The sequence below is a fragment of the Planococcus donghaensis MPA1U2 genome (assembly GCF_000189395.1).
In the GTDB taxonomy this organism is placed as follows: Bacteria; Bacillota; Bacilli; order Bacillales_A; family Planococcaceae; genus Planococcus; species Planococcus donghaensis_B.
Window position 1 is genome coordinate 1 of sequence record NZ_AEPB01000043.1, and the last position, 19,202, is coordinate 19,202.

The window sequence follows — 19,202 nt, forward strand, 5'->3', positions numbered from 1 at the left end:
TCTCCGTGGACCATCCCAGTTGAAGGCTTCTTGCTACGAACAAAGTGAAATGCTTTAGTGCGCTTCACCGTATAAACAACGTGTTAAAATATTTTCCCTACTCACTCTAGGATTCGGAGCACCTAGTGGCGACTCCAGCGGAAAAACGAAGTGATGAGACCCCGCAGGAGCTTGCGACGAGGAGGCTCAGCGCGGAGTCCGCGGAAGGCGTCCACTAGGTGTGGAGAATCCCGCATGCATACAAAAAAAGAAGTAAATATTCTTTTGGCTACAAGCTAAAACCATCCGTCTTCGGATGGTTTTGCTTTTAACTATGCTTTTCTCCAATTGCCGATAAACTAGCTGTTTTTTGCTTTAAGTCATCTGTTGCAATTGTTTTCCGGGCTACTCCTGTTTCGATAGCTGCTTTAGCCACTGCTGCCGCTACCGCTGAAGCTACACGTAAATCAAATGGTTTAGGAATTACGTACTCTTCGTTTAATTCATCTGTTTCTAACAAGCCTGCAATGGCTTCGACTGCGGCGATTTTCATCGCATCGTTGATATCAGTAGCCAATACATCTAAAGCCCCTCTAAAGAGCCCTGGAAATGCCAGTACATTGTTGACTTGGTTCGGAAAGTCAGAACGACCTGTTCCCACAACTCTTGCTCCTGCACTTTTCGCCAAATGCGGAAGAATTTCTGGATTTGGATTTGCCATTGCAAAGATAATAGCATCGTTATTCATTGTCTGAACCATCTCTTCAGTCAATGCACCTTCAGCTGATACACCGATAAAGACATCCGCGCCTTTTATTACATCCGCTAGCAAACCTTCTTTGCGTTCATAATTACTCATTTCAGCCACTTCCGCTTTAAATGGATTCATACCATTTTTGCGTCCTTTATAAATGGCTCCTTTTGTATCACACATAATTAGATGGGCAAAGCCAAATTTGCTTAGTAATTTGACAATCGCAATACCTGCAGCTCCGGCACCGTTAACAACTATTTTCGTTTCTTGAACGTCTTTTCCAACCAATTTCAATGCATTGATCAATCCTGCTAACGTGACAATAGCTGTCCCGTGTTGATCGTCATGAAACACCGGGATGCCCATTTCCTTTTTCAGCCGTTCTTCTACAATAAAACAAGTCGGAGCGGCAATATCTTCAAGGTTCACTCCACCAAATCCAGGTTCAAGCAGTTTCACGGTTTGAATAATGGTTTCAGCGTCTGTTGTATCTAAACAAATCGGGAAAGCATCTACACCAGCAAACTCCTTGAACAAAATTGCTTTTCCTTCCATGACAGGTAGCGATGCTAAAGGACCAATATTGCCCAGACCGAGAACTGCAGTACCGTCTGTTACCACTGCGACCATATTGCTTTTCATCGTATACTCGTAAACTTTCGATGGGTCAGCTGCGATTTCTCTACACGGTTCCGCTACTCCAGGAGAATAAGCGAGACTTAAGTCCCTCTCGTTTTCTACTGCTACCTTTGAACGAATCTCCATTTTTCCCTGATGCGTTCTATGCAATTGCAGCGAATCATTTTTTAGATTGGACATTTGCCTCATCTCCTTAGGTTCATAATTGTTCATTATAAAGGGTATTTAGATAATTGAAAGACTTTTCAATCAATTCTAACAATAATCAGACTTTAGGCGGATAAAGCGTCAAAAGATTTAGTAGGTCCAACTAAATCTATTTACTCGAATACTTTAGCCAATGAACAAATTAGTGATGATATCCGCAGGCGATATTTTCTCACAAAAAAGCCTACCTAATATCGGTAGGCTCGTCATCTATGCGCTTACTCTATTTCAACACTTTCTAATACAGAAGTTACAACAAATTCTTCTTGTCCTTCTTCTTGCATCCGAAATTCACGCTTTACCTCACCATATCCCTCAGCAAAGTAAGTTTTATTCATCGCATTTTCAGTTTCTTCACTTTCAAGAACAATTGCGTTTTTAAATTTTTGAAAAGGCGTCTCACCGGTCGCATCTGTTTCAGTAACTGTCCAGTTTTCAATTACCGTTCCTACTTCTAACGGCAAAGTTAAATACGTTCGAATTGGTTGTAATGCCTCTAATTCTTCTGAACTTGCAACAAAGTCCTCATAAAATTCAGTTTGCTCTTTCACTAGTTCTACCGCATTTTCGCCCACTCTGTAAACTTTCAACATCACTGTTCCGCCATTGTCTTCATAAGTAGCGATATGTTGATCATCCATATAAACGGTCCGAAGTGTAAAACTTGCGTATTCATTTCCTTCTCCAAGAAAAGTAGCTGTAGAAGTGTCTGGCATAAAAAAAGTAGACAAATCTATATATACGGTTTCTTCATCGTCAGTTTGCTCTTCTACTGCATTTTCTGATCCTTCTTCAATTAGATTACTATCCTCTTCTGGAGACTGTTGTTCTTCTGAGCTTTCACTATTGCATGCTGTTAATAGCAACAGTATAGCTAAAGTAAAACTCATGAATTTCAGCATATCGAATCTTCTCCTTTAGGAAAGTCATGTGCATGATCGAATGCTTTTAGAGATGGAAAGAGTCGTCGTATAAAGGTTTCATATGCAAATCATATTCCTTTTTCACATCTTCAATATCGTAAATAGTTCCTGACTCATCTGAATGACTCATTTGTTCAATTTGTTCATGAACCAAATCGGCAAAATATTTTCCACAGGCTACATCATTCGGGTATTTTGCTTTTACTTTTTCCACAAGTTCCTCGTCTAGTATTTGGTTGAATGCATGAAACATTGCTGCATTTACAATCGTTAACGACTTTTTAGAAGCATACGATACCATGTAATAATTTCCGTAACGATCTTTTAGTAAATCTTTTTTCGGCACTATTTCCATAACTTCGCCCTCCTTTATTTCTATAGTATTCCATACCCTTCTGCTCTTCTGAAAAAACAGTTAGACTCTATAATACAAAAAACCCCCTGCCCTGTGCAGAGAGTTCCAATGGTGACGTATACTTTTATAAGCGCCATAAGTGAATCTTTTCTGGTTTTTTCGCTTCCTCTAGTACACCTTTAATATCAAATACGATTCCTTGTTGCTCGATTAATAAGTCTTCAAACAGTTTCCAACTATTGTTCCTATAAGCTTTATGTGGAACAGCTAACACCACTGCATGGGCCGGTTGCAATTCTTGATGAGGTAATAATTCAAATTTGTAATGGCTTTGCGCATCTTCAACAGAAGCATAAGGATCGGCTAACTGAACATCAATGCCATGCAATCTTAGTTCTGTAACAATGTCTACTACTTTAGAATTGCGTAAGTCAGGAACATCTTCTTTAAAGGACAGTCCTAAAATAATCACGCGACCCTCAGATAAAATAACATTTTCTTGAATCATTTTTTTCATCAAAGCTTGTGCAATAAACCGGCCCATACCGTCGTTAACTTTTCGCCCTGGTAAGATAACTTGAGAGCTATGTCCAAGCGCTTTCACTTTATCTGTTAAATAAAATGATGCGAGTTCGATCTCTTGTCCCCCTACTAAACTTGGTACAGTCTTCACAAAATCCCGTTTGCTCCCAGCTGTCGCCAATACTTCTTGTGTGTCAATTTCTAAATGCTCACAAATTAACGCCAATTCGTTTATCAAAGCCACATTAACATCTCTTTGAATGTTCTCGATTAACTTTGCTGTTTCAGCAACTTGGATAGAAGGTGCTTTGTAAATGCCTCCATTCACTACACTGCCATATACTAACGCAAGAAAAGCAGTGACTTCTTCGTTTTGGCTGGCAACTACTTTTTTCATATTCTTGAAGTTATTCTTTTTATCTCCTGGTAATGTTCTTGCCGGAGAATAGCCTACAAAAAATTCCTTGCCATTTTCGTAGCCTGAATACTTTTCTAGCAAAGGAATACAGATGTCTTCAGTCATTCCAGGTCCGACGATTGTTTCATAGACCACAACTGCTCCTTTTTTCATATGTTGTCCTACGCATTTACTTGCTATTTTTATAGCAGATATATCTGGCAACTGATCTTTATCCAGAGCAGAAGGTACCGCTATAATAATAAAACCTGCATCTTGTAAATCTGCAGGGTCGGTTGTAAAAGCAATTGTTGCTTTTGTCAGTTCCTCACGGCTTATTTCATGAGTCTTATCCACACCTAGCATTAATGCCTGAATTCTGGCTGTACTTATGTCGTAGCCTGTAACTGGATATTTTTGATTAAAAGCAACCGCTACGGGCAATCCGACATAACCCAATCCAACTACTGCTATTTTCAGATTGTCTAACATAGTGACAGTTTTCCCCCTTTTTTACTTTCCCATTGAGCTATTCGGATTGCCCTCTCTCATTGTTCAAATTGTGTTGCATTTTTAAAGTAAATTTTCTTTTTCTCTCAACCACGTAATTAGAATAGCTTGTCCTTTTGAATCTAGTGCAAACTTCCAAGAAATCACATCATCTACTTTATTTTCGATATGAAGGTTAATAGCAAAAGCCTTAAGTTGGTCAAAATTCGGGATTTTACCCCCTTCAAAGACAAACCGCGTTTGCGGATGCTTGTCGATTTTTTGAAGAGTTTTTAAATGATAAGCATACGGTTTCAAATTTCCTTCTTGATCCAAACCACATGAAACTTCTCCAATTTGCTTTTCTACGTCCACATTACTATCAACTGTCCCAATTTCTAAACTTCCTGATAGCAATGCAACTGTATTGTTTTCGCAATACGTTACCAAATGGATGATATTCAACGAATAGGGATAAATTTTGTTTAAAAAGGGATGTTGTTCTATCATATCGTCATTTTGGAATGGCACACTTCTTCCAAAAACTTCTTCGAAAAGATACTCATTATGATATTTTTCTGCTCCCATTTCTTCCACCCTTTCTTTTTATTGCTTAATAATTGATATTACAAGTTCTTGTACTTCATCCTCAGAGGCTGTTTTCAGCTGCTTTAATAGACGTGCCATCTCTATTTGACTAAGCTCTTCCTGTTGTTGAAGTTCTGTATAAACAAACTTATTTTTGTATTGCGTTAAGTCTCCTTTATCAAATGCAGTTGTTGTACCACCAATTTGAAGAACCTTTTGGACTGCATTAATAACTTCTACTTGCTGCTCAAAAACTGGATAAAACTTTGAAGCTAACTGCTCAGTAAAGAAAAACCCTGGTAATCGAATAATGATGTATTTTGTTAAACTGGTTTGTGAAATACTCTCCACAATAACTTCTGATAATCTTTTAGTAACTTCTAGTAAGTTACTGGGGTTTTCTGCCTGTCCCGAGGAAACTAGAACAAATACCCCCACATTATATCGGTTCGCTGCTTCTGCAATATTATTTGTTCCTAGTGCATTCGCGTATACAGCTTCAGCAAATTGTTCTTCTGTAAAATCAATTTGATGATTGCCTGCTGTGTGGTAAATCACATCTGGCATATACAGTTCAACCACTTCAAAAATTCTTTTTTTATCTTGAATATTCATAATGATGGGGATGATTTCTGTTTGATCCCCCAATTGTTTTCTTAGCTCATACTCGATTGTATAAATCGATTGTGGACCATGTCCGACTAGCAAAATACGTTCGGGAGAAATTTTCAGTAACTGACGACTAATTTCTGAACCGATCATTCCCCCTGCTCCGGTAATCATCACGACTTTTCCTGTGAGATGCTCCATCTTTGACAAGCTTTTGTGCTCAAATTTTTGTTCGAAATGTTCAAATCCTTCCAACACAAACGTACGGAACTGCCGATAAGCAAGAAGGAAAGTCTTTTGAGAACGATGAAGGCTTTTGCGTATACGTCGTTTATCGATCTTCATACGTTTTCTTCCTTTCCTTTTGAGTCAGCTTTTTCAATCATTATAATTATGGTAATAATAATTTTCGCTTGTTAACGGATAATTATTCAAAACGACCCCTAAAATAAATGCTTTCGCAGTTGCTAAAGAATCTCGTGCCTTTTCGACACTTACTTTTTCTGATTTTCCTGTGTTTACAACTAATACCGTTCCATCGCATCTGTTCGCTAAGATTTTAGCATCGGTAACGGAAAGGATTGGCGGTGAATCAAAAAGAACATAATCATATAGTTCCCGCATCTCTCCCATTAATTCATCCAAAGTATCTGACTCTAGTAATTCAGCTGGATTTGGCGGAATTTGTCCACTCATTAGCAAATCCAAATTTGGAATTCCACTCGCTTTAACCGAATGTTTCAACGTGCCTTTCCCCAACAGTAAATTAGACAGACCTGTATTATTGCCTAATTGGAAAGTTCTAAATAATGTCGGACGTCGCATATCTGCATCAATTAATAAAACTCGTTTTCCAGTTTCTGCAAAAACAATAGCCATATTTGCAGCAGTGGTTGATTTACCTTCTTCTTTTGAAGCCGATGTAAACAAAATAATTTTCGAAGTTAAATCAGGCATTGAGAAGTTAATGTTCGTTCGTATTGTTCGATATTGTTCAGCTGCAATTGAATGTGGATTAGTACGAACCACCAATTTTCGTGGCATTAATCTTTTTGTCTTGTTCGCTGTCCGCATAATTATCCTTCTCCAATCTATCTGATAAATTTAATGGCTTTTCCATTTTCAAGTTGCTATCTACGGGACTTACGATTCCTAATACTTGAAGTCCTTGCATGTCTTCTATATCCTCTTCTGAACGAACTGTCGTATTTAACTGATCCAAAATTAGCGTTATGCCTACCCCAAAAACCAAACCAACCACTGCGCCAATCGCCATATTAAAAATAGGATCGGGACGAATCGGTTTTGGATTTGCCGTCATCTCTGCTGTAGCTAATATACTGACATTATCAACTTTCATCATTTGTTGGATTTCTTCTTGAAAAACTTTGGCAATCGTATTAGCCAAAAGGACAGCTTGCTCCATAGAAGAGTCTTCAACGGATAACGTTACAACTTGAGAACTTTCAATATTGGTTACCGTAATTCGATCCGTCAACGATTGAACCGTTTCCTCAAGTTTTAACTCTTCAATTACAGTAGTTAAAATGGCTGGACTTTTAATAATGACATTATACGTTCCAATCAATTGAAGATTGGTATTAATATCAAGACTGTTAACATCTTGGCTATTAACTGTGTTTTGGTTTACTAAAATTTGTGTCGTTGCTTTATAAACGGGTTGCATGATGGTGTAGCTTGCTACTGCCGCAAACACCACAAAAGCGAGAGTAACAAAAATGATCAAAGCTTTTCTTTTGTGCATCGCTTTCAGGAATTTATTCAGATTAAATGTACTCTCCATAACTAAATCCTCCTAAGGTTCATCCTTTATAACTAGTATATTAGAAGTCCAAGGTTAAATAAACGTTAAATAATCTAAAAATTCAAATAAAAAGGAAAAATATAGTCTTAGACAACTCCCGAGCAGTTCTTTAGTATTGCATTATTTTCAAAAAAAGCAGGATATATATAAAAAACACTCGGTTTTATAAACCGAGTGCTTTTACTCCCATATAAACTTGTAGCCAAAACCTCGAACCGTTTGAATGAATTCTGGATTTGCTGGGTCTTTTTCAATTTTTTTACGTAGTTTGCTAATGTGTACTTTAACTGTCTGCACATCACCTTCAGAATAATAGCCCCACACTTGATCGTATAATTGCTCAGCCGTCCAGACTCGATTTGGTGTCTGAGCTAATAGCAGCAATAATTGAAACTCTTTGTGGTAAAGCTTTACTTGAGCTCCTTCCAAATACAGTTCACGAGCATCTACATGAATGTGGAGATCTTTGTATTTTAAAATGGTCAATTGATCTTCTACGTTATTTCTCCAACCGTTTCTCCGAAGAATTGCACGTATACGAGCCTCCAACTCATTAAAGTCAAAGGGCTTTGTAATATAATCATCCCCACCAGCTTCTAACCCTTGAATTTTATAAACCAATTCTTTGCGGTAACTGACAAATAAAATGGGCAAAGTGGTTTTCAGACGAATTCTTCTGCATACTTCCAGTCCATCCATGCCCGGCATTTCAACATCCAGTAAAATAAGATCAGGTTTTTCTTTTTCCAATAACGCTAATGCTTGAAATCCATCTTCTGCTTGCACAACTTCGTAACCTTTTTTAAGAAGAAATAATCGCAGCAGTTCACGGATACCATCGTCATCTTCTACAATCATTATAGTCGCAGCATTCATCTGTCTTCCTCCTTTCCTCTATTGAAAAGTTAATGGCAGTACAATGATAAATTCGCTTCCTTGCCCTTCTGTACTGTCTGCCCAAATTTGTCCTTTATGCGCCAAAATAATTTCTTTAGCAATTGCCAGTCCAAGTCCGCTCCCTTTATAGTTAGCAGAATTATTGATTTTATAAAACCGTTCAAATATATGAGGTAATGATTCTTTCTTAATACCACTGCCATTATCTGCAATTCGAATAAAAAGCTCTCCATCGCAATCTTCATCTAAAAGAGCATTGTCGCTATCTTTAGCTAAAATTTCGATCATCAACGAAATTTTTCCATCTTCAGCAGAAGTATGCTTAACAGAGTTCCATAAAATATTGGATACTACTTGATCTAATCGATCTAAGTCTACTTTTAGTAATGTATGGGTAATACCATCTTGATTTTCTATGCCCAAAAATTCAAAAGCTCGCCCACTTTGTGTAACGTCAGATGCCATTGATTCTACTAGCCTCGTTACCCACTCATCCAAGTTTCTTTCTACAAAACGCAAAGTCATATGTCCTGACTTGTATTCTGTCAACTCTACAAGATCTTCTGTAAGACGTTCTAGAAGTAATAGCTTTTTATGAATCATATCCAAATAACGCGGATTATTTTCTTCGATTAAACTTTCTTTAACTGCCTGGATATAACTATGAATCAAAGTAATCGGTGTACCTAATTCGTGTGAAATTGCGGATAACATTTCATTTCTAGATTTCTCAATTTCTTGTATTTCATCATTAACTGTTAACAAATTTAGGTTGGTGATTTCAAGCTCCATTGTTCGCTCTTTCACATTACGTTCCAGGAAAAAATTCAAATTGCTGATTTCCTGCGTTAAACTGCTGGTATTCGCTAAAGTTCCAACACGCAGTAAAAACTCTTCTTTATCACAAGGCTTTAGTAAATAATCATTGGCCCCAGCTATAAAGGCTTCCTTTTTTTCCTGAAGACTATCTACGTTGGACAACATTAAAATTGGCAACTCCGTTAAAGTAAATTCTACACGGATGCGCCTGCACAATTCATCACCCGTCATATCGGTTAAGAATCCATCCATCACGATTAAATCTATGGGTTTATACGACAGTAGGTGCATAGCTGACTGTCCATCCTCTGCCCCTATGGCGTGATAACCTTCTGCTGATAATTGACGAATTAATACGATTCGATTAATTTCCTGTGAGTCGATGACAAGAATGTGCAACTCTTTGCTAGATGAGTGTTGTTTCATGATTGACTCAGCTAGCTGCGGAGCTGTCATCTCTTTAGTGATTGACTCATAATTTTTTATAAGTGTTACTGAACCATCCTCTTTTTGTAACGGGACGGTAAAGCTGAATAGTGAGCCAACTCCTTCTTGTGACTCAACGTTTATTTTGCCACCTTGAAGCTCTACTAAATTTTTAGTAATTTTCAATCCCATGCCATGATTTTCATACGTTTTCCCTTTTGATATATCCCACTCAAATAATGTTGGAATCTTTTCTTCTTTTATACCTATCCCCGTGTCTTTTACTAAAATTTCTAGTTTTTCTCCTAAAACACGAGCTGATACAACAATTTCTCCTTCATGCGTATGACGAATCGAATTGTCGACCAGATTGTATAAAATCTGTTGCAAACGATCTGCATCTGCAACGACTTTAGGCAATGTAGATGGAATAGTATGATATAGCGTTACCGATTCTGTTCGAAGCAAGGGGCGACAAAGTGCTAAAACTTCGTTGCATAACTCATCCACCGCTAGAGCTTTAACATGAATGTGCGACAAATCTGGTTTATGTTTTGAAGAATTGAGGAGCTCATTTACTAAATGCGCCATATTTTTTCCATTTGTCACTAAATCATTTAATTGATTCATCATAGTAGGTGTGATTTTTCCATTAGCTGATGCCCGGAGCGTTTCTGCAATGCCGATCATGCCGTATAGAGGTGTTCTTAAGCCGCTTGATGTATGCGCTAATAATTCCTCTTTTCGTTTATTGGCATTTTTGAGTGCTTCTATTTTCATCAATTGACGTTCATTTGCTTGACGCTCAAGTAGTTCATGTTTCTCAAGTTGTGCTTTTTCTTTTGAAAATAATGCTTTTGCAGTAAGCAAGATAATCAGGTAACTACAGAAACAAAGGAGATATTGAACAGTTTCAGCATAAGGCAAAATTGCTGCAGCCGTTAAAAAGGAAATAACGAGGATAGTAATGGCTAACAATAAAGCTGCAACATATGGGCTAATGTAAGAAACTCTTTTGTTCCAAGCATATAGAGTCGCACTTAAAGACAACACTATAACTAGAGCTGCTAATGCAAATAGCATGGCGCATGCTACTGTATAGGTAAAAAAAGAAAGAATGAATGAAATTAAGATGTAAACTCCTGTCACCTTGGTCATTTTTGAAAGCCAGGATAATTCAAGCACATTTGCTAAAAGTTCTTTAGTAAGCAAGATAAGCATTAAACTTACTGTACCGAAAGTAACTAAAATGGTTTGTCCATACCACCATTCTACATCCGGCCAAATATAGGAAAAGCTCCACCCTTTCCAAGAAGAAGAGGCAACTAGCACTGAAAAAGCTAAAAAGATGAGGTAAAGAAAGCTGACTTGTCGAGAAGTTCTATACCATTTAATGCACCATAAACAAAAAATGAGGCATAGCCCGCTGATTAATCCGATTAATGCCATTGTCTGGTTAGATTTTGTGTTGAATGCTGTATGTTCCCAAATTGTCAAAGGAAGATGCATGCCGCCTTGTGATTCTACTCTCATATAAAATGTATTTCCGTTCTCATTCGGTAGAACTAATTTGAAAACAGGAGGCTGTTTTGAATACACACCTTCTGAAGCTGTCTGTCCATTACTTAATACAATAGAAGAATATTCTCCAGAAGGTTCTGGAGAATATAGAATCGCATTATCAACAAAGGCGTTTGCAAGTTCAAGTAGCCATTCTTCGTTTTTTGAATTGTTTTCCACAGTAAATCTCACCCAATAAACATCAGAATAAAATCCCCCATTTGGAACTCCCTTTTCATTTTGAACAAACTTCCAACTTCCAGGAGGATCTAACAAGTCTTCTAAGTCGTATGTCCCTTTTGGATCTTTCAGAATCTGAAGATTTTCTGATAGAGAGACTTTGCTAATAGTGTCATTTAATCGAACCGTCTCTTCATGACTATCGGCGCTTACTATTTTTTCATTGGCGAGGACTGAGAAAAAAATCCAAAAAACACAAAAAAGCTGAATAATCATCAAAATTTTCGAATGTGTTTTCTTCATTTCCTCACCTCAACTAGTTAAAAAACCTTATTATTTGAATCATATAGTAAATTTTTTCTCTGCCTACAATAGTAAGGATACATATAGCATCTTATTACTATAAATAAGTGGTAATAAGGTATATATAATTACAAAAACGACCATTATTTGTATTTTAAATGGTATTAATGATTTAACAAAATCATACCATTTTTCATATTAAAAGAAAACTTATTTCGTTTCTGAAAATTCAAACACAGCTTGATCTTTAACGTAATTTTGTAACACTTCGTTAACTGTCAACAAAAAAACATGAACCTAATTGGTTCATGCTGGACTTACTTGAAATGAATTTTTTTCCTGCCGTTTTGCTTTATACATAGCTAAATCTGCTCGCTTCATCATAGTTGAAATAGACACTCCCTCTTCAGGAGCCATCGTAATACCCATGCTAATGGATATCTCAAAAGATAAATCCTGTACGATAATTGGCATCTTCATTGCTTGGTAGATAACATCAGCTATTTTTGTCACCTGCTCTTTGCTCTCTATCTCAGTTAAAAGAACAATAAACTCATCTCCACCTAAACGAGCAGCGATATTTTCTCCAAGTATGCAGTGATTTAAGCGCTTTCCAAATTCTTGAATAACCCCATCGCCAACTTCGTGTCCCCATTGATCATTGATCTGTTTAAAATCATCGATATCTAAAATAAGAACAGCCAATTTTTCCCGGCTTTCATTGCTCATTTCTAACCTTTTAGTTGCATACTCCTGGAAATAACGACGATTTGGCAATTCTGTCAAGGTATCGATATAGGCAAAATGTTTGAGTTGATTTTCGTATTCTTTTTGAATCGAAATGTCTCTTGCGACGATCACCATATGATTGAATTTATTATCTTCTCCTAAAACAGGAGTCCCCGCTACTTCTGTCCATATCCATCCTCTATTTTTATGCAATAAACGAAGCTGCTCACGAAACGTAATGCTATTTTTAGCAGCATGATCAAAACTACTGCCAACTCGTTTAATATCATCAGCATGAATTTGATAATAAGCTTTCTTTTGAACAATTGACTCAGCTTTAAAACCAAATATATTTTCAGAGGATGGCGACACATATAGATATTGTCTATTTTGATCCATCAAGACAATGACATCGTGAACATTTTCAGCAATAATTTGAAAGTTTTCTTCCCCTGCCTTGTAAAGTCCCGAGATTTCATCTAATTCGGTCATGTCTTTTGCAGACATATAAAACCCTGTAATCATTCCTTTTACATTGATTGGGATAAACTTCACTAAACAAGATATCAACTGCTCAGATTTGTTAGCGATTCGAAGACGTTCGTCTTTCATTTCCCCTACCTTTGACAGCTGAAAATGTTCTTTTGCTAGTTTTCGATCTTCCACACTGATCAAGCGTACAAAATTTTCTTCTAACAACTCTTCCTTCGTGTATCCACTAAGTTCTAAGCTTGAAGAGTTACCTCCTATAATTCGCCCATTAAAATCTAATGTGAATATAGCACTCGCATTGCTATCAAATAAGGATTGGTAACGCGCACTACTTTCTTCAAGTCGAGCGTGAACCTCTTTACTTTCTAACAAAGCTCTTTTTTCATTTGTAATATCTTTTACTAGACTAACAACATGCGTACATTCTCCCGTTTCATCGCACAGTGGAGTAAGTAACGTCTCCGAATATAACAACTTATTTTCTTTAGAATAAAAAGAGTCTTCATAGCTCGTTTTTTTCTTTGTTTCAACTACTGCTTTGTATTTATCATATAAAAAGTTGGCCATTTCTTTGGAACAAACTTCGCTAAATGCCTTGCCCATAGCATCAGAAGTTAAACCCGTTTTTTCTACTACTGCCTGGTTAAAAAAGTCATATGTGAAAGAGTCGGCTTCATCAACTTTTACAACGAATACCATTTCTTTAATTCCTTCCATCAATATACGCATAAAAGATAATGAAGCTGTTTCTTCCACCATAGCTTTACCTCCTGAATACTTAAAAATTTCCAATTCCTTTGAATTCTCTTTTAATAGTATAACAGAAGAAATTTTGGATTGAATCGATAGTCCTTACTTTTTTCTATTAAATCAATAAAACATAGTTTTATAGAATCAGAACTGGTTTCTATGCATACACCTACTCTTATTATTTTTACTATGGAAGTCTGCATTTGTTCACAAGGTGCTCTTCTGTCATTGATAATAATTATTGTATATAATAAATCAAAAAGGGGATAAGTTATGTGCTTGATAAACCTGCAATTTCGAAATCACCCAAGCTATAAATTGATCATCGCCGCTAATCGTGATGAATTTTATAGTCGTCCTGCAGCTCCTGCTCATTTTTGGAAGGATGAACCTTCCATATTGGCTGGTCGCGATTTGACACAGTTAGGAACATGGTTAGGCGTTACGAAGCAGGGGCGCATTGCCGCTTTGACAAACTTTAGAGATCCGACTAATTTAGAAGCAGGCCCTTTATCAAGAGGAGCTGTTGTTAAAGATTTTTTAGCTAATAAAAGTTCTCCAGAAGACTACTTACAGTCGATTGATCCAAAGCAATACGCCGGCTTCAACCTTATTGTAGGGGATGCTGAAAAATTAGTTTACTACAACAACATTCAAAATGAATCTTACGAGATTCCCCCAGGTACCCATGCTCTCAGCAACCATTTTTTGAATACACCATGGCCAAAGGTTACAAAAGGCAAAGAAAATCTTGCTTCCTATATGGCCCAAACAGAAGAGGCTGATTTAGAAGAGCTCTTTACGATTTTGGCAGATGCGGATCATGCACCCGATACACATCTTCCCGATAGCGGAGTCGGCTTAGACTTAGAACGAATGTTATCGCCTATTTTTATTAAAACTCCTGATTATGGTACACGCTCTGCAACTGTTGTTTTAGTTTCCCATGATAATACACTTACCTTTGTTGAAAGAAATTTCGATAAAGGTAAATTTAAAGAAGATCATCAATTTAATTTCAAGATCAATTAGGTGGATTACTATTCCACTCAAACTAAAGAGCAACGCCAATCAAATGATTGGCGTTGCTCTTTAGTTTAGCTCTTTATACATATAATAATGCGTATACCCTTTAGGAAAATCTTCTAATTTCCCCATCTCTTTAAATCCTAATCGTTTATAAAACTCTGGTGCTTGAAAGCTGAATGTTTCTAGACGGATAAAGCGGCAGCCCTTTTTAATCGCTACCCCTTCTGCTTCACGGATTAATTCTTGTCCTTTTCCTAATCCACGTAACGACTCATCGACCCATAAGATATCGACAAAAAAACATTCCCAATCAATATGACCTACAAGACCTCCAAGTATATTTTCTTCATCATCTTTTAAAATGAGGTTAATTTTTTCTTCTTCCGTGTAAGCTACTTTCCCTTTGTTATGTTTAATTAATTGGTACTTTATAAAACATGTTTCTTCTTCTTGATAGCCCGTATGCAAAGTTAAACGAGTCATGTTACTCACCTCTTCTTTAAATGTGCTTTACTATAAACTAGTATACCTCGCTTGTTATGGCACTCACTATACAATTACTGGATTTATCGAAAGAATAGGAATGCAGAAGGTAGAGAAAGGGTATACGTTGAAGAAGGAGTTGAAAATGCATGAGATTAGGCTATGCCTGCATGAACACAGAATTGAAAACCGTATTTAAAACTTTGCGTGTAGCAACTGCAGAAGCAGAAGGTACTGACAAAATAAAAGAATTGACGCTAAAAAATTTAAACACCACACTTGAAGTCATCCATTGGAATTTAGAACACGATATTTATTTTTACCGAGCTTCTAGCTCAATTGTTCCGCTTTCCACTCATCCCATCAATGACTGGATATGGTGGGATGATCCGGACGTATTAGCCATCACAGAAGAAATTCGATCTTTTGTCGAAATGCACAATATGAGAATTTCCGTTCATCCCGGTCAATACACCGTCATTAATTCACCAAAACCTGAAGTTGTTCGAAAATCTATAGAAGATCTTGAGTATCATGACAAACTCATTCAATTGCTAGGTGGCACTGACATCATTCTCCATACCGGTGGCGCATATGGTGATAAAGAAGTTGCCAAACAGCGCTTTGCTGATGTTTACCTTGAATTATCCCCTAGTATTCGCCAGCGATTGCGCTTAGAAAACGATGATAAAACCTACACGGTGCGTGACGTTTTAGATGTTCATCGTATGTGCGGTGTGCCTATCTGCTTTGATATCCATCATCATAATTGCAATAATGATGGAGAATCTGTAGATTTTAAAGAAATTCTTACTACTTGGCAAGGATACGGTAAGCCGAAGGTTCATATTAGTACAGGAAAAGAAGGATTTACAGACCTTCGCCATCATAATATGGTGTCTGAAACCGACTTCCAAGAGTTATTGCTTGTATTAAATGGCATCGATGCCGATATTATGTTCGAAGCTAAACTAAAAGAACAATCTGTTCTTCCTTTTATCCATCAATTTACTAATAAATAAACCAGCATCCTCTTCGGAGGACGCTGGTTTATTTATTAGTGGAGTTTGTAAGATTAGGGAATTCCAATCGAAATTCGGTGCCTTTATCTTTTTCTGAATCCACAAAAATATGTCCGTTCATTTGGCTAACGATGCTATAAGTTACCATCATCCCAAGTCCGGTTCCTTTAATTTTGCTTGAGAAATATGGCTCGCCTAAACGTCGCACCTCTTCTTTTGTCATGCCAATTCCTTCGTCGGTTACGTGGATGCTTACTATAGCCGGTGTCGATTTAACCGCAATCGCCAACATTCCGCCATTTGGCATTGCTTCAATACCATTTCGAATGATATTGACTATGGCTTGTTGAAACTTATGACGGTCCATTAAAGTTTCAGCATCCCTGTCCATTTCCGTAATATGCATTTCTATACCTTTTCCATTTGCATAAGGCATCATGATTTTTAAAACATGTTGAACTTCACAAGAAACGTTAGAGGCTTCCAACTGACCATAGGTAGGTTTTGCATAAACAAGATAATCATCGATTAAATCTTCTGCAGATTCAATTTCGTTTAACACCATTTCGTGAAACTCGATTTGTTTGTCACGACTGTACTCGTACTCTTTCATTAGTTGAACAAACCCTTTAATACTTTGTAGAGGATTTCGCAATTCATGCGAAACGGCTGCCGCAAAATGACTCACAGTTTCCATCTTTTCGTGTTTTAACAAAGAATTATACATGTATTCCTGTCGCTGTATATGTTCAATCAGTAAGGCCGTTAAAGCAGTTATCGCTCCTTGGTTAAGCATTAACATGAGCCATATACCAATAATGTCATGAATTGGATCTCCAAAAAAGAAATAACCCGCAAGCATATTAAACAGTAACGAAACTATCGATATACTAAATACCAACCCGACCTTCATTAACCGATTTATGCGCATATACATTGGCCGTAAAAAAGGAACTCCTGCTGCAATGATCAATTGATTGAGTACCGCAATGTACATTCCATCTCCACCGATGATAATTCGACTAATCGCTGCAACCAAAAATAAAACAGCTGATACGAGTGGCCCTCCGTATAACGCCCCTAGAATCATTGGAACTTGACGCAAATCAAAAATATAGTCTTCTGAAACAACTTGATAAGGAAAAGTCATACAAAGAACAATAGAAATAGAAAATAAAATGGTCAAGCTTAAGCGATGACTACCAAAAAAATTCCGTTGACCTGTTGTCGTCAACAATTGATAAACAACAATCGGAAAGATGATGAAGAAAATATTATTGATCATGCCAGTCATCATTGCTTCCAAATTTTCCATCTCCACTTCTTTCCATCAGTTTCTATTAGTATACAATTCCCTTTTGTTCCCTACCACCTTTTTATGGCGCACACTCTACTTCTTATAAGGATGAGGTGTTGTCTCTCGTAACTTAGTTATTAAGCGCTCTCGCCTTTTTTTCATGCCTGCCAGCGAAATATTTTCAATAACAGCCAATTCTCTTAAGCTACATTCTTGTACATAAAGTGCATTTAGCAACCTTTTTTCATGCTCACTCAACATGTCGATTCCGAGCCATTCTGGCAGACATTCTTTGATTTCTTCTATATTCTCTTCCTTCATATCAGGTCCAAGATAACTGATCTGTTCATTTCGTTTTGTTTCTCTTTTTAATTCATCGAGCATTGCTCCTTGAATGCTGCGATAAGCAAACGGTGTAAAGTTTCCTTTAGTATCATCAAAACGCAGCCATGCTTGCCATAAGGCGATATTGCCGAGTTGACGGAAGCTTTCATAATCACGATAAATATGCAATTTGCGAATGATCGCTGAAATCATTGGCGCATATTGAACTGCTACTTCTTCAAAATTTCTCATTGTCTTATCCTTTTGAACGTTCGTAGATTCCCGGGTCAGTTCAGAATAAGATATGAACTTACTAACAGCCACTCACCGATCATAACGTTTTCTATGGCAAACTATCCGTTTCTCTTTATGAAACAAATTGTTCAAGCAGATAAATAGTCAGAACAGTATCTATTTTCTAAAAATATATTGTCACTTAAAGTTGGAGGTGGTAAAATTTTCATGTGTTGAGAAAGGGGAGCTTTTGATAGTGAAGAATTATGATGACAATTTACTTGATCGATCCGTGTTGTTTGTGGAAAACTATTTTGAAAAAGATAAAAAATCAAAGATTACAACAAAAGACGGCGTGTTTTACTCCCGCCATTCTGTTTTAACTTTGATTGATAAAACATGTATGATGTTCGCGTCTACATACGAAGGCCGTGTCAAAGCAACACGCCATAACCTCAAACAACATAAAAAAACAACACTTCTCATCTCAGAAGATGGACTGGCAGCCTATCCCACCAAATCTCCAGATCATCCTGACTGCGTATGGATTTTCAATCATCATTACCGCCTCGAAACTATCGCTTCAAACAGGGCTCGTGTCTTGTTTGATGAGTTCAAGGTCTCGACAGAAATTAATGTCTCTATTGGTATTCTACAAAAGCAACGAAGCCGTATGTATGAAATGATTTATTACTATTCCAATGTTCGCCAGAAAAATAAATCTTAACTGTAATAGTAAAGACACCTCTCTATGTACTGGTTGAAGCCCAGTACATAGAGAGGTGTCTTTTATCGCTTTATGCTGCGTCGTCCCCTAGCAGTAAAAATGCAATTTCAATGGCCCACTTGTTTAAATCTTCTTCTGCTTCTATGTCCGTCACATAAAATTCAAAACGCCCGTTCCAAATTTCCGCTTCGCCTTCCCAGCGTTTGTCAATATCCAATCCTTCCTGCATAGCCCATTGCTCTAACGCTTCAAGAGACTTTTCCAAATTCTCAGGATGACCTTTGTGCAACGCGGTTACATAGGAACCTCCTGGTATATATCCGACTACTACACGTCGATCTCCCGCGACCATACGTTTAACTGGTACACCAACTTCCATTTTATACTTACCTTCTGAATCCCCCATACACCAATAGCGAAAAAATGGTGCACCTGCTGGCTTGGTACCTTGCGTTTTTAGCCACTCAAATAGTTCTCCCACAAGTCCATTGACCTCTTCCCATTCCGAAAGTCCTGCTAAAATCGGAATTCCAACATAAGGTTGTTCTGTCCGTTCTTCAACAAATGGCTCACTGATGTATTTCTGTAGCATCCAACCCTCTCCTCTTTGATCGATTAAAGGCATCACTATCTCTTCTATACC

General features: G+C 37.3%; 18 protein-coding genes. 3 read left to right on the forward strand and 15 right to left on the reverse strand.

The annotated features are described in order from the left end of the window. Positions 1 to 307: 307 nt before the first annotated feature. From ystJ to GPDM_RS12520, 11 genes are all read right to left on the reverse strand, one after another. Positions 308 to 1,552, reverse strand: coding sequence for an NADP-dependent malic enzyme (gene ystJ, locus GPDM_RS12470; protein WP_008431902.1), 1,245 nt, complete (start codon positions 1,550 to 1,552; stop codon positions 308 to 310). Between the two features lie 245 nt (positions 1,553 to 1,797). Further along, entirely contained in the window at positions 1,798 to 2,481 is a 684-nt protein-coding gene (locus GPDM_RS12475) for a hypothetical protein (protein WP_008431904.1), read from the reverse strand. A gap of 46 nt (positions 2,482 to 2,527) precedes the next feature. After that, positions 2,528 to 2,857, reverse strand: a complete 330-nt coding sequence (locus tag GPDM_RS12480) for a hypothetical protein (protein WP_008431905.1) — start codon at positions 2,855 to 2,857, stop codon at positions 2,528 to 2,530. 124 nt (positions 2,858 to 2,981) lie between these two features. Next, entirely contained in the window at positions 2,982 to 4,268 is a 1,287-nt protein-coding gene (locus GPDM_RS12485; RefSeq protein ID WP_008431906.1) for a nucleotide sugar dehydrogenase, read from the reverse strand. A gap of 81 nt (positions 4,269 to 4,349) precedes the next feature. Then, positions 4,350 to 4,853, reverse strand: a complete 504-nt coding sequence (locus tag GPDM_RS12490; protein ID WP_008431907.1) for a sugar-transfer associated ATP-grasp domain-containing protein — start codon at positions 4,851 to 4,853, stop codon at positions 4,350 to 4,352. Between the two features lie 18 nt (positions 4,854 to 4,871). Next, positions 4,872 to 5,807: an SDR family NAD(P)-dependent oxidoreductase gene (locus tag GPDM_RS12495; protein WP_008431908.1), complete on the reverse strand. Its 936-nt coding sequence runs from the start codon at positions 5,805 to 5,807 to the stop codon at positions 4,872 to 4,874. Between the two features lie 33 nt (positions 5,808 to 5,840). Then, on the reverse strand, positions 5,841 to 6,536 hold the full coding sequence (locus GPDM_RS12500) for a CpsD/CapB family tyrosine-protein kinase (protein ID WP_008431909.1): 696 nt from the start codon (positions 6,534 to 6,536) through the stop codon (positions 5,841 to 5,843). After that, complete coding sequence (locus GPDM_RS12505; RefSeq protein WP_008431910.1) at positions 6,478 to 7,266, reverse strand: YveK family protein; 789 nt, start codon at positions 7,264 to 7,266, stop codon at positions 6,478 to 6,480. The genes GPDM_RS12500 and GPDM_RS12505 overlap by 59 nt, the downstream gene beginning before the upstream one ends. A 201-nt stretch (positions 7,267 to 7,467) precedes the next feature. Next, positions 7,468 to 8,163: a response regulator transcription factor gene (locus tag GPDM_RS12510; RefSeq protein ID WP_008431911.1), complete on the reverse strand. Its 696-nt coding sequence runs from the start codon at positions 8,161 to 8,163 to the stop codon at positions 7,468 to 7,470. Positions 8,164 to 8,181: 18 nt separating this feature from the next. Next, a complete protein-coding gene (locus GPDM_RS12515; RefSeq protein ID WP_008431912.1) occupies positions 8,182 to 11,472 on the reverse strand; it encodes an ATP-binding protein in 3,291 nt (1,096 codons plus the stop codon). 306 nt (positions 11,473 to 11,778) lie between these two features. Next, positions 11,779 to 13,452 carry a diguanylate cyclase domain-containing protein gene (locus GPDM_RS12520; RefSeq protein ID WP_008431913.1) on the reverse strand — a complete coding sequence of 558 codons (1,674 nt, stop codon included), beginning with the start codon at positions 13,450 to 13,452 and terminating at the stop codon, positions 11,779 to 11,781. A gap of 264 nt (positions 13,453 to 13,716) precedes the next feature. On the opposite strand from GPDM_RS12520, the gene GPDM_RS12525 reads away from it, so the two are divergent. Beyond that, positions 13,717 to 14,475 carry an NRDE family protein gene (locus GPDM_RS12525; RefSeq protein WP_008431914.1) on the forward strand — a complete coding sequence of 253 codons (759 nt, stop codon included), beginning with the start codon at positions 13,717 to 13,719 and terminating at the stop codon, positions 14,473 to 14,475. A 60-nt stretch (positions 14,476 to 14,535) separates the two neighbouring features. Here the strand turns inward: GPDM_RS12525 and GPDM_RS12530 are convergent, their stop codons facing one another. Further along, positions 14,536 to 14,955 carry a GNAT family N-acetyltransferase gene (locus GPDM_RS12530; RefSeq protein WP_008431915.1) on the reverse strand — a complete coding sequence of 140 codons (420 nt, stop codon included), beginning with the start codon at positions 14,953 to 14,955 and terminating at the stop codon, positions 14,536 to 14,538. 149 nt (positions 14,956 to 15,104) lie between these two features. Between GPDM_RS12530 and uvsE the strand changes: the two genes are divergently transcribed. Next, positions 15,105 to 15,977, forward strand: coding sequence for a UV DNA damage repair endonuclease UvsE (gene uvsE / locus GPDM_RS12535; RefSeq protein ID WP_008431916.1), 873 nt, complete (start codon positions 15,105 to 15,107; stop codon positions 15,975 to 15,977). 28 nt (positions 15,978 to 16,005) lie between these two features. On the opposite strand, the gene GPDM_RS12540 is transcribed toward uvsE, so the two are convergent. Both GPDM_RS12540 and GPDM_RS12545 read right to left on the reverse strand, forming a co-directional pair. Continuing rightward, positions 16,006 to 17,274: a sensor histidine kinase gene (locus GPDM_RS12540; RefSeq protein ID WP_237704162.1), complete on the reverse strand. Its 1,269-nt coding sequence runs from the start codon at positions 17,272 to 17,274 to the stop codon at positions 16,006 to 16,008. Between the two features lie 93 nt (positions 17,275 to 17,367). Beyond that, entirely contained in the window at positions 17,368 to 17,850 is a 483-nt protein-coding gene (locus GPDM_RS12545; protein WP_008431919.1) for a sigma-70 family RNA polymerase sigma factor, read from the reverse strand. 238 nt (positions 17,851 to 18,088) lie between these two features. Here GPDM_RS12545 and GPDM_RS12550 point away from each other — a divergent pair, with 238 nt between their 5' ends. Continuing rightward, on the forward strand, positions 18,089 to 18,559 hold the full coding sequence (locus GPDM_RS12550; RefSeq protein ID WP_008431920.1) for a competence protein ComK: 471 nt from the start codon (positions 18,089 to 18,091) through the stop codon (positions 18,557 to 18,559). Positions 18,560 to 18,629: 70 nt separating this feature from the next. On the opposite strand, the gene GPDM_RS12555 is transcribed toward GPDM_RS12550, so the two are convergent. Then, positions 18,630 to 19,151 carry a GyrI-like domain-containing protein gene (locus tag GPDM_RS12555; protein WP_008431921.1) on the reverse strand — a complete coding sequence of 174 codons (522 nt, stop codon included), beginning with the start codon at positions 19,149 to 19,151 and terminating at the stop codon, positions 18,630 to 18,632. Positions 19,152 to 19,202: the final 51 nt, after the last annotated feature.

What these genes read in the sequence shown, in the direction of transcription:
- ystJ (WP_008431902.1), bottom strand. Translation starts at nt 1,552, where the DNA reads ATGTCCAATCTAAAAAATGATTCGCTGCAATTGCATAGAACGCATCAG.
- GPDM_RS12475 (WP_008431904.1), bottom strand. Translation starts at nt 2,481, where the DNA reads ATGCTGAAATTCATGAGTTTTACTTTAGCTATACTGTTGCTATTAACA.
- GPDM_RS12480 (WP_008431905.1), bottom strand. Translation starts at nt 2,857, where the DNA reads ATGGAAATAGTGCCGAAAAAAGATTTACTAAAAGATCGTTACGGAAAT.
- GPDM_RS12485 (WP_008431906.1), bottom strand. Translation starts at nt 4,268, where the DNA reads ATGTTAGACAATCTGAAAATAGCAGTAGTTGGATTGGGTTATGTCGGA.
- GPDM_RS12490 (WP_008431907.1), bottom strand. Translation starts at nt 4,853, where the DNA reads ATGGGAGCAGAAAAATATCATAATGAGTATCTTTTCGAAGAAGTTTTT.
- GPDM_RS12495 (WP_008431908.1), bottom strand. Translation starts at nt 5,807, where the DNA reads ATGAAGATCGATAAACGACGTATACGCAAAAGCCTTCATCGTTCTCAA.
- GPDM_RS12500 (WP_008431909.1), bottom strand. Translation starts at nt 6,536, where the DNA reads ATGCGGACAGCGAACAAGACAAAAAGATTAATGCCACGAAAATTGGTG.
- GPDM_RS12505 (WP_008431910.1), bottom strand. Translation starts at nt 7,266, where the DNA reads ATGGAGAGTACATTTAATCTGAATAAATTCCTGAAAGCGATGCACAAA.
- GPDM_RS12510 (WP_008431911.1), bottom strand. Translation starts at nt 8,163, where the DNA reads ATGAATGCTGCGACTATAATGATTGTAGAAGATGACGATGGTATCCGT.
- GPDM_RS12515 (WP_008431912.1), bottom strand. Translation starts at nt 11,472, where the DNA reads ATGAAGAAAACACATTCGAAAATTTTGATGATTATTCAGCTTTTTTGT.
- GPDM_RS12520 (WP_008431913.1), bottom strand. Translation starts at nt 13,452, where the DNA reads ATGGTGGAAGAAACAGCTTCATTATCTTTTATGCGTATATTGATGGAA.
- GPDM_RS12525 (WP_008431914.1), top strand. Translation starts at nt 13,717, where the DNA reads ATGTGCTTGATAAACCTGCAATTTCGAAATCACCCAAGCTATAAATTG.
- GPDM_RS12530 (WP_008431915.1), bottom strand. Translation starts at nt 14,955, where the DNA reads ATGACTCGTTTAACTTTGCATACGGGCTATCAAGAAGAAGAAACATGT.
- uvsE (WP_008431916.1), top strand. Translation starts at nt 15,105, where the DNA reads ATGAGATTAGGCTATGCCTGCATGAACACAGAATTGAAAACCGTATTT.
- GPDM_RS12540 (WP_237704162.1), bottom strand. Translation starts at nt 17,274, where the DNA reads ATGATGACTGGCATGATCAATAATATTTTCTTCATCATCTTTCCGATT.
- GPDM_RS12545 (WP_008431919.1), bottom strand. Translation starts at nt 17,850, where the DNA reads ATGAGAAATTTTGAAGAAGTAGCAGTTCAATATGCGCCAATGATTTCA.
- GPDM_RS12555 (WP_008431921.1), bottom strand. Translation starts at nt 19,151, where the DNA reads ATGCTACAGAAATACATCAGTGAGCCATTTGTTGAAGAACGGACAGAA.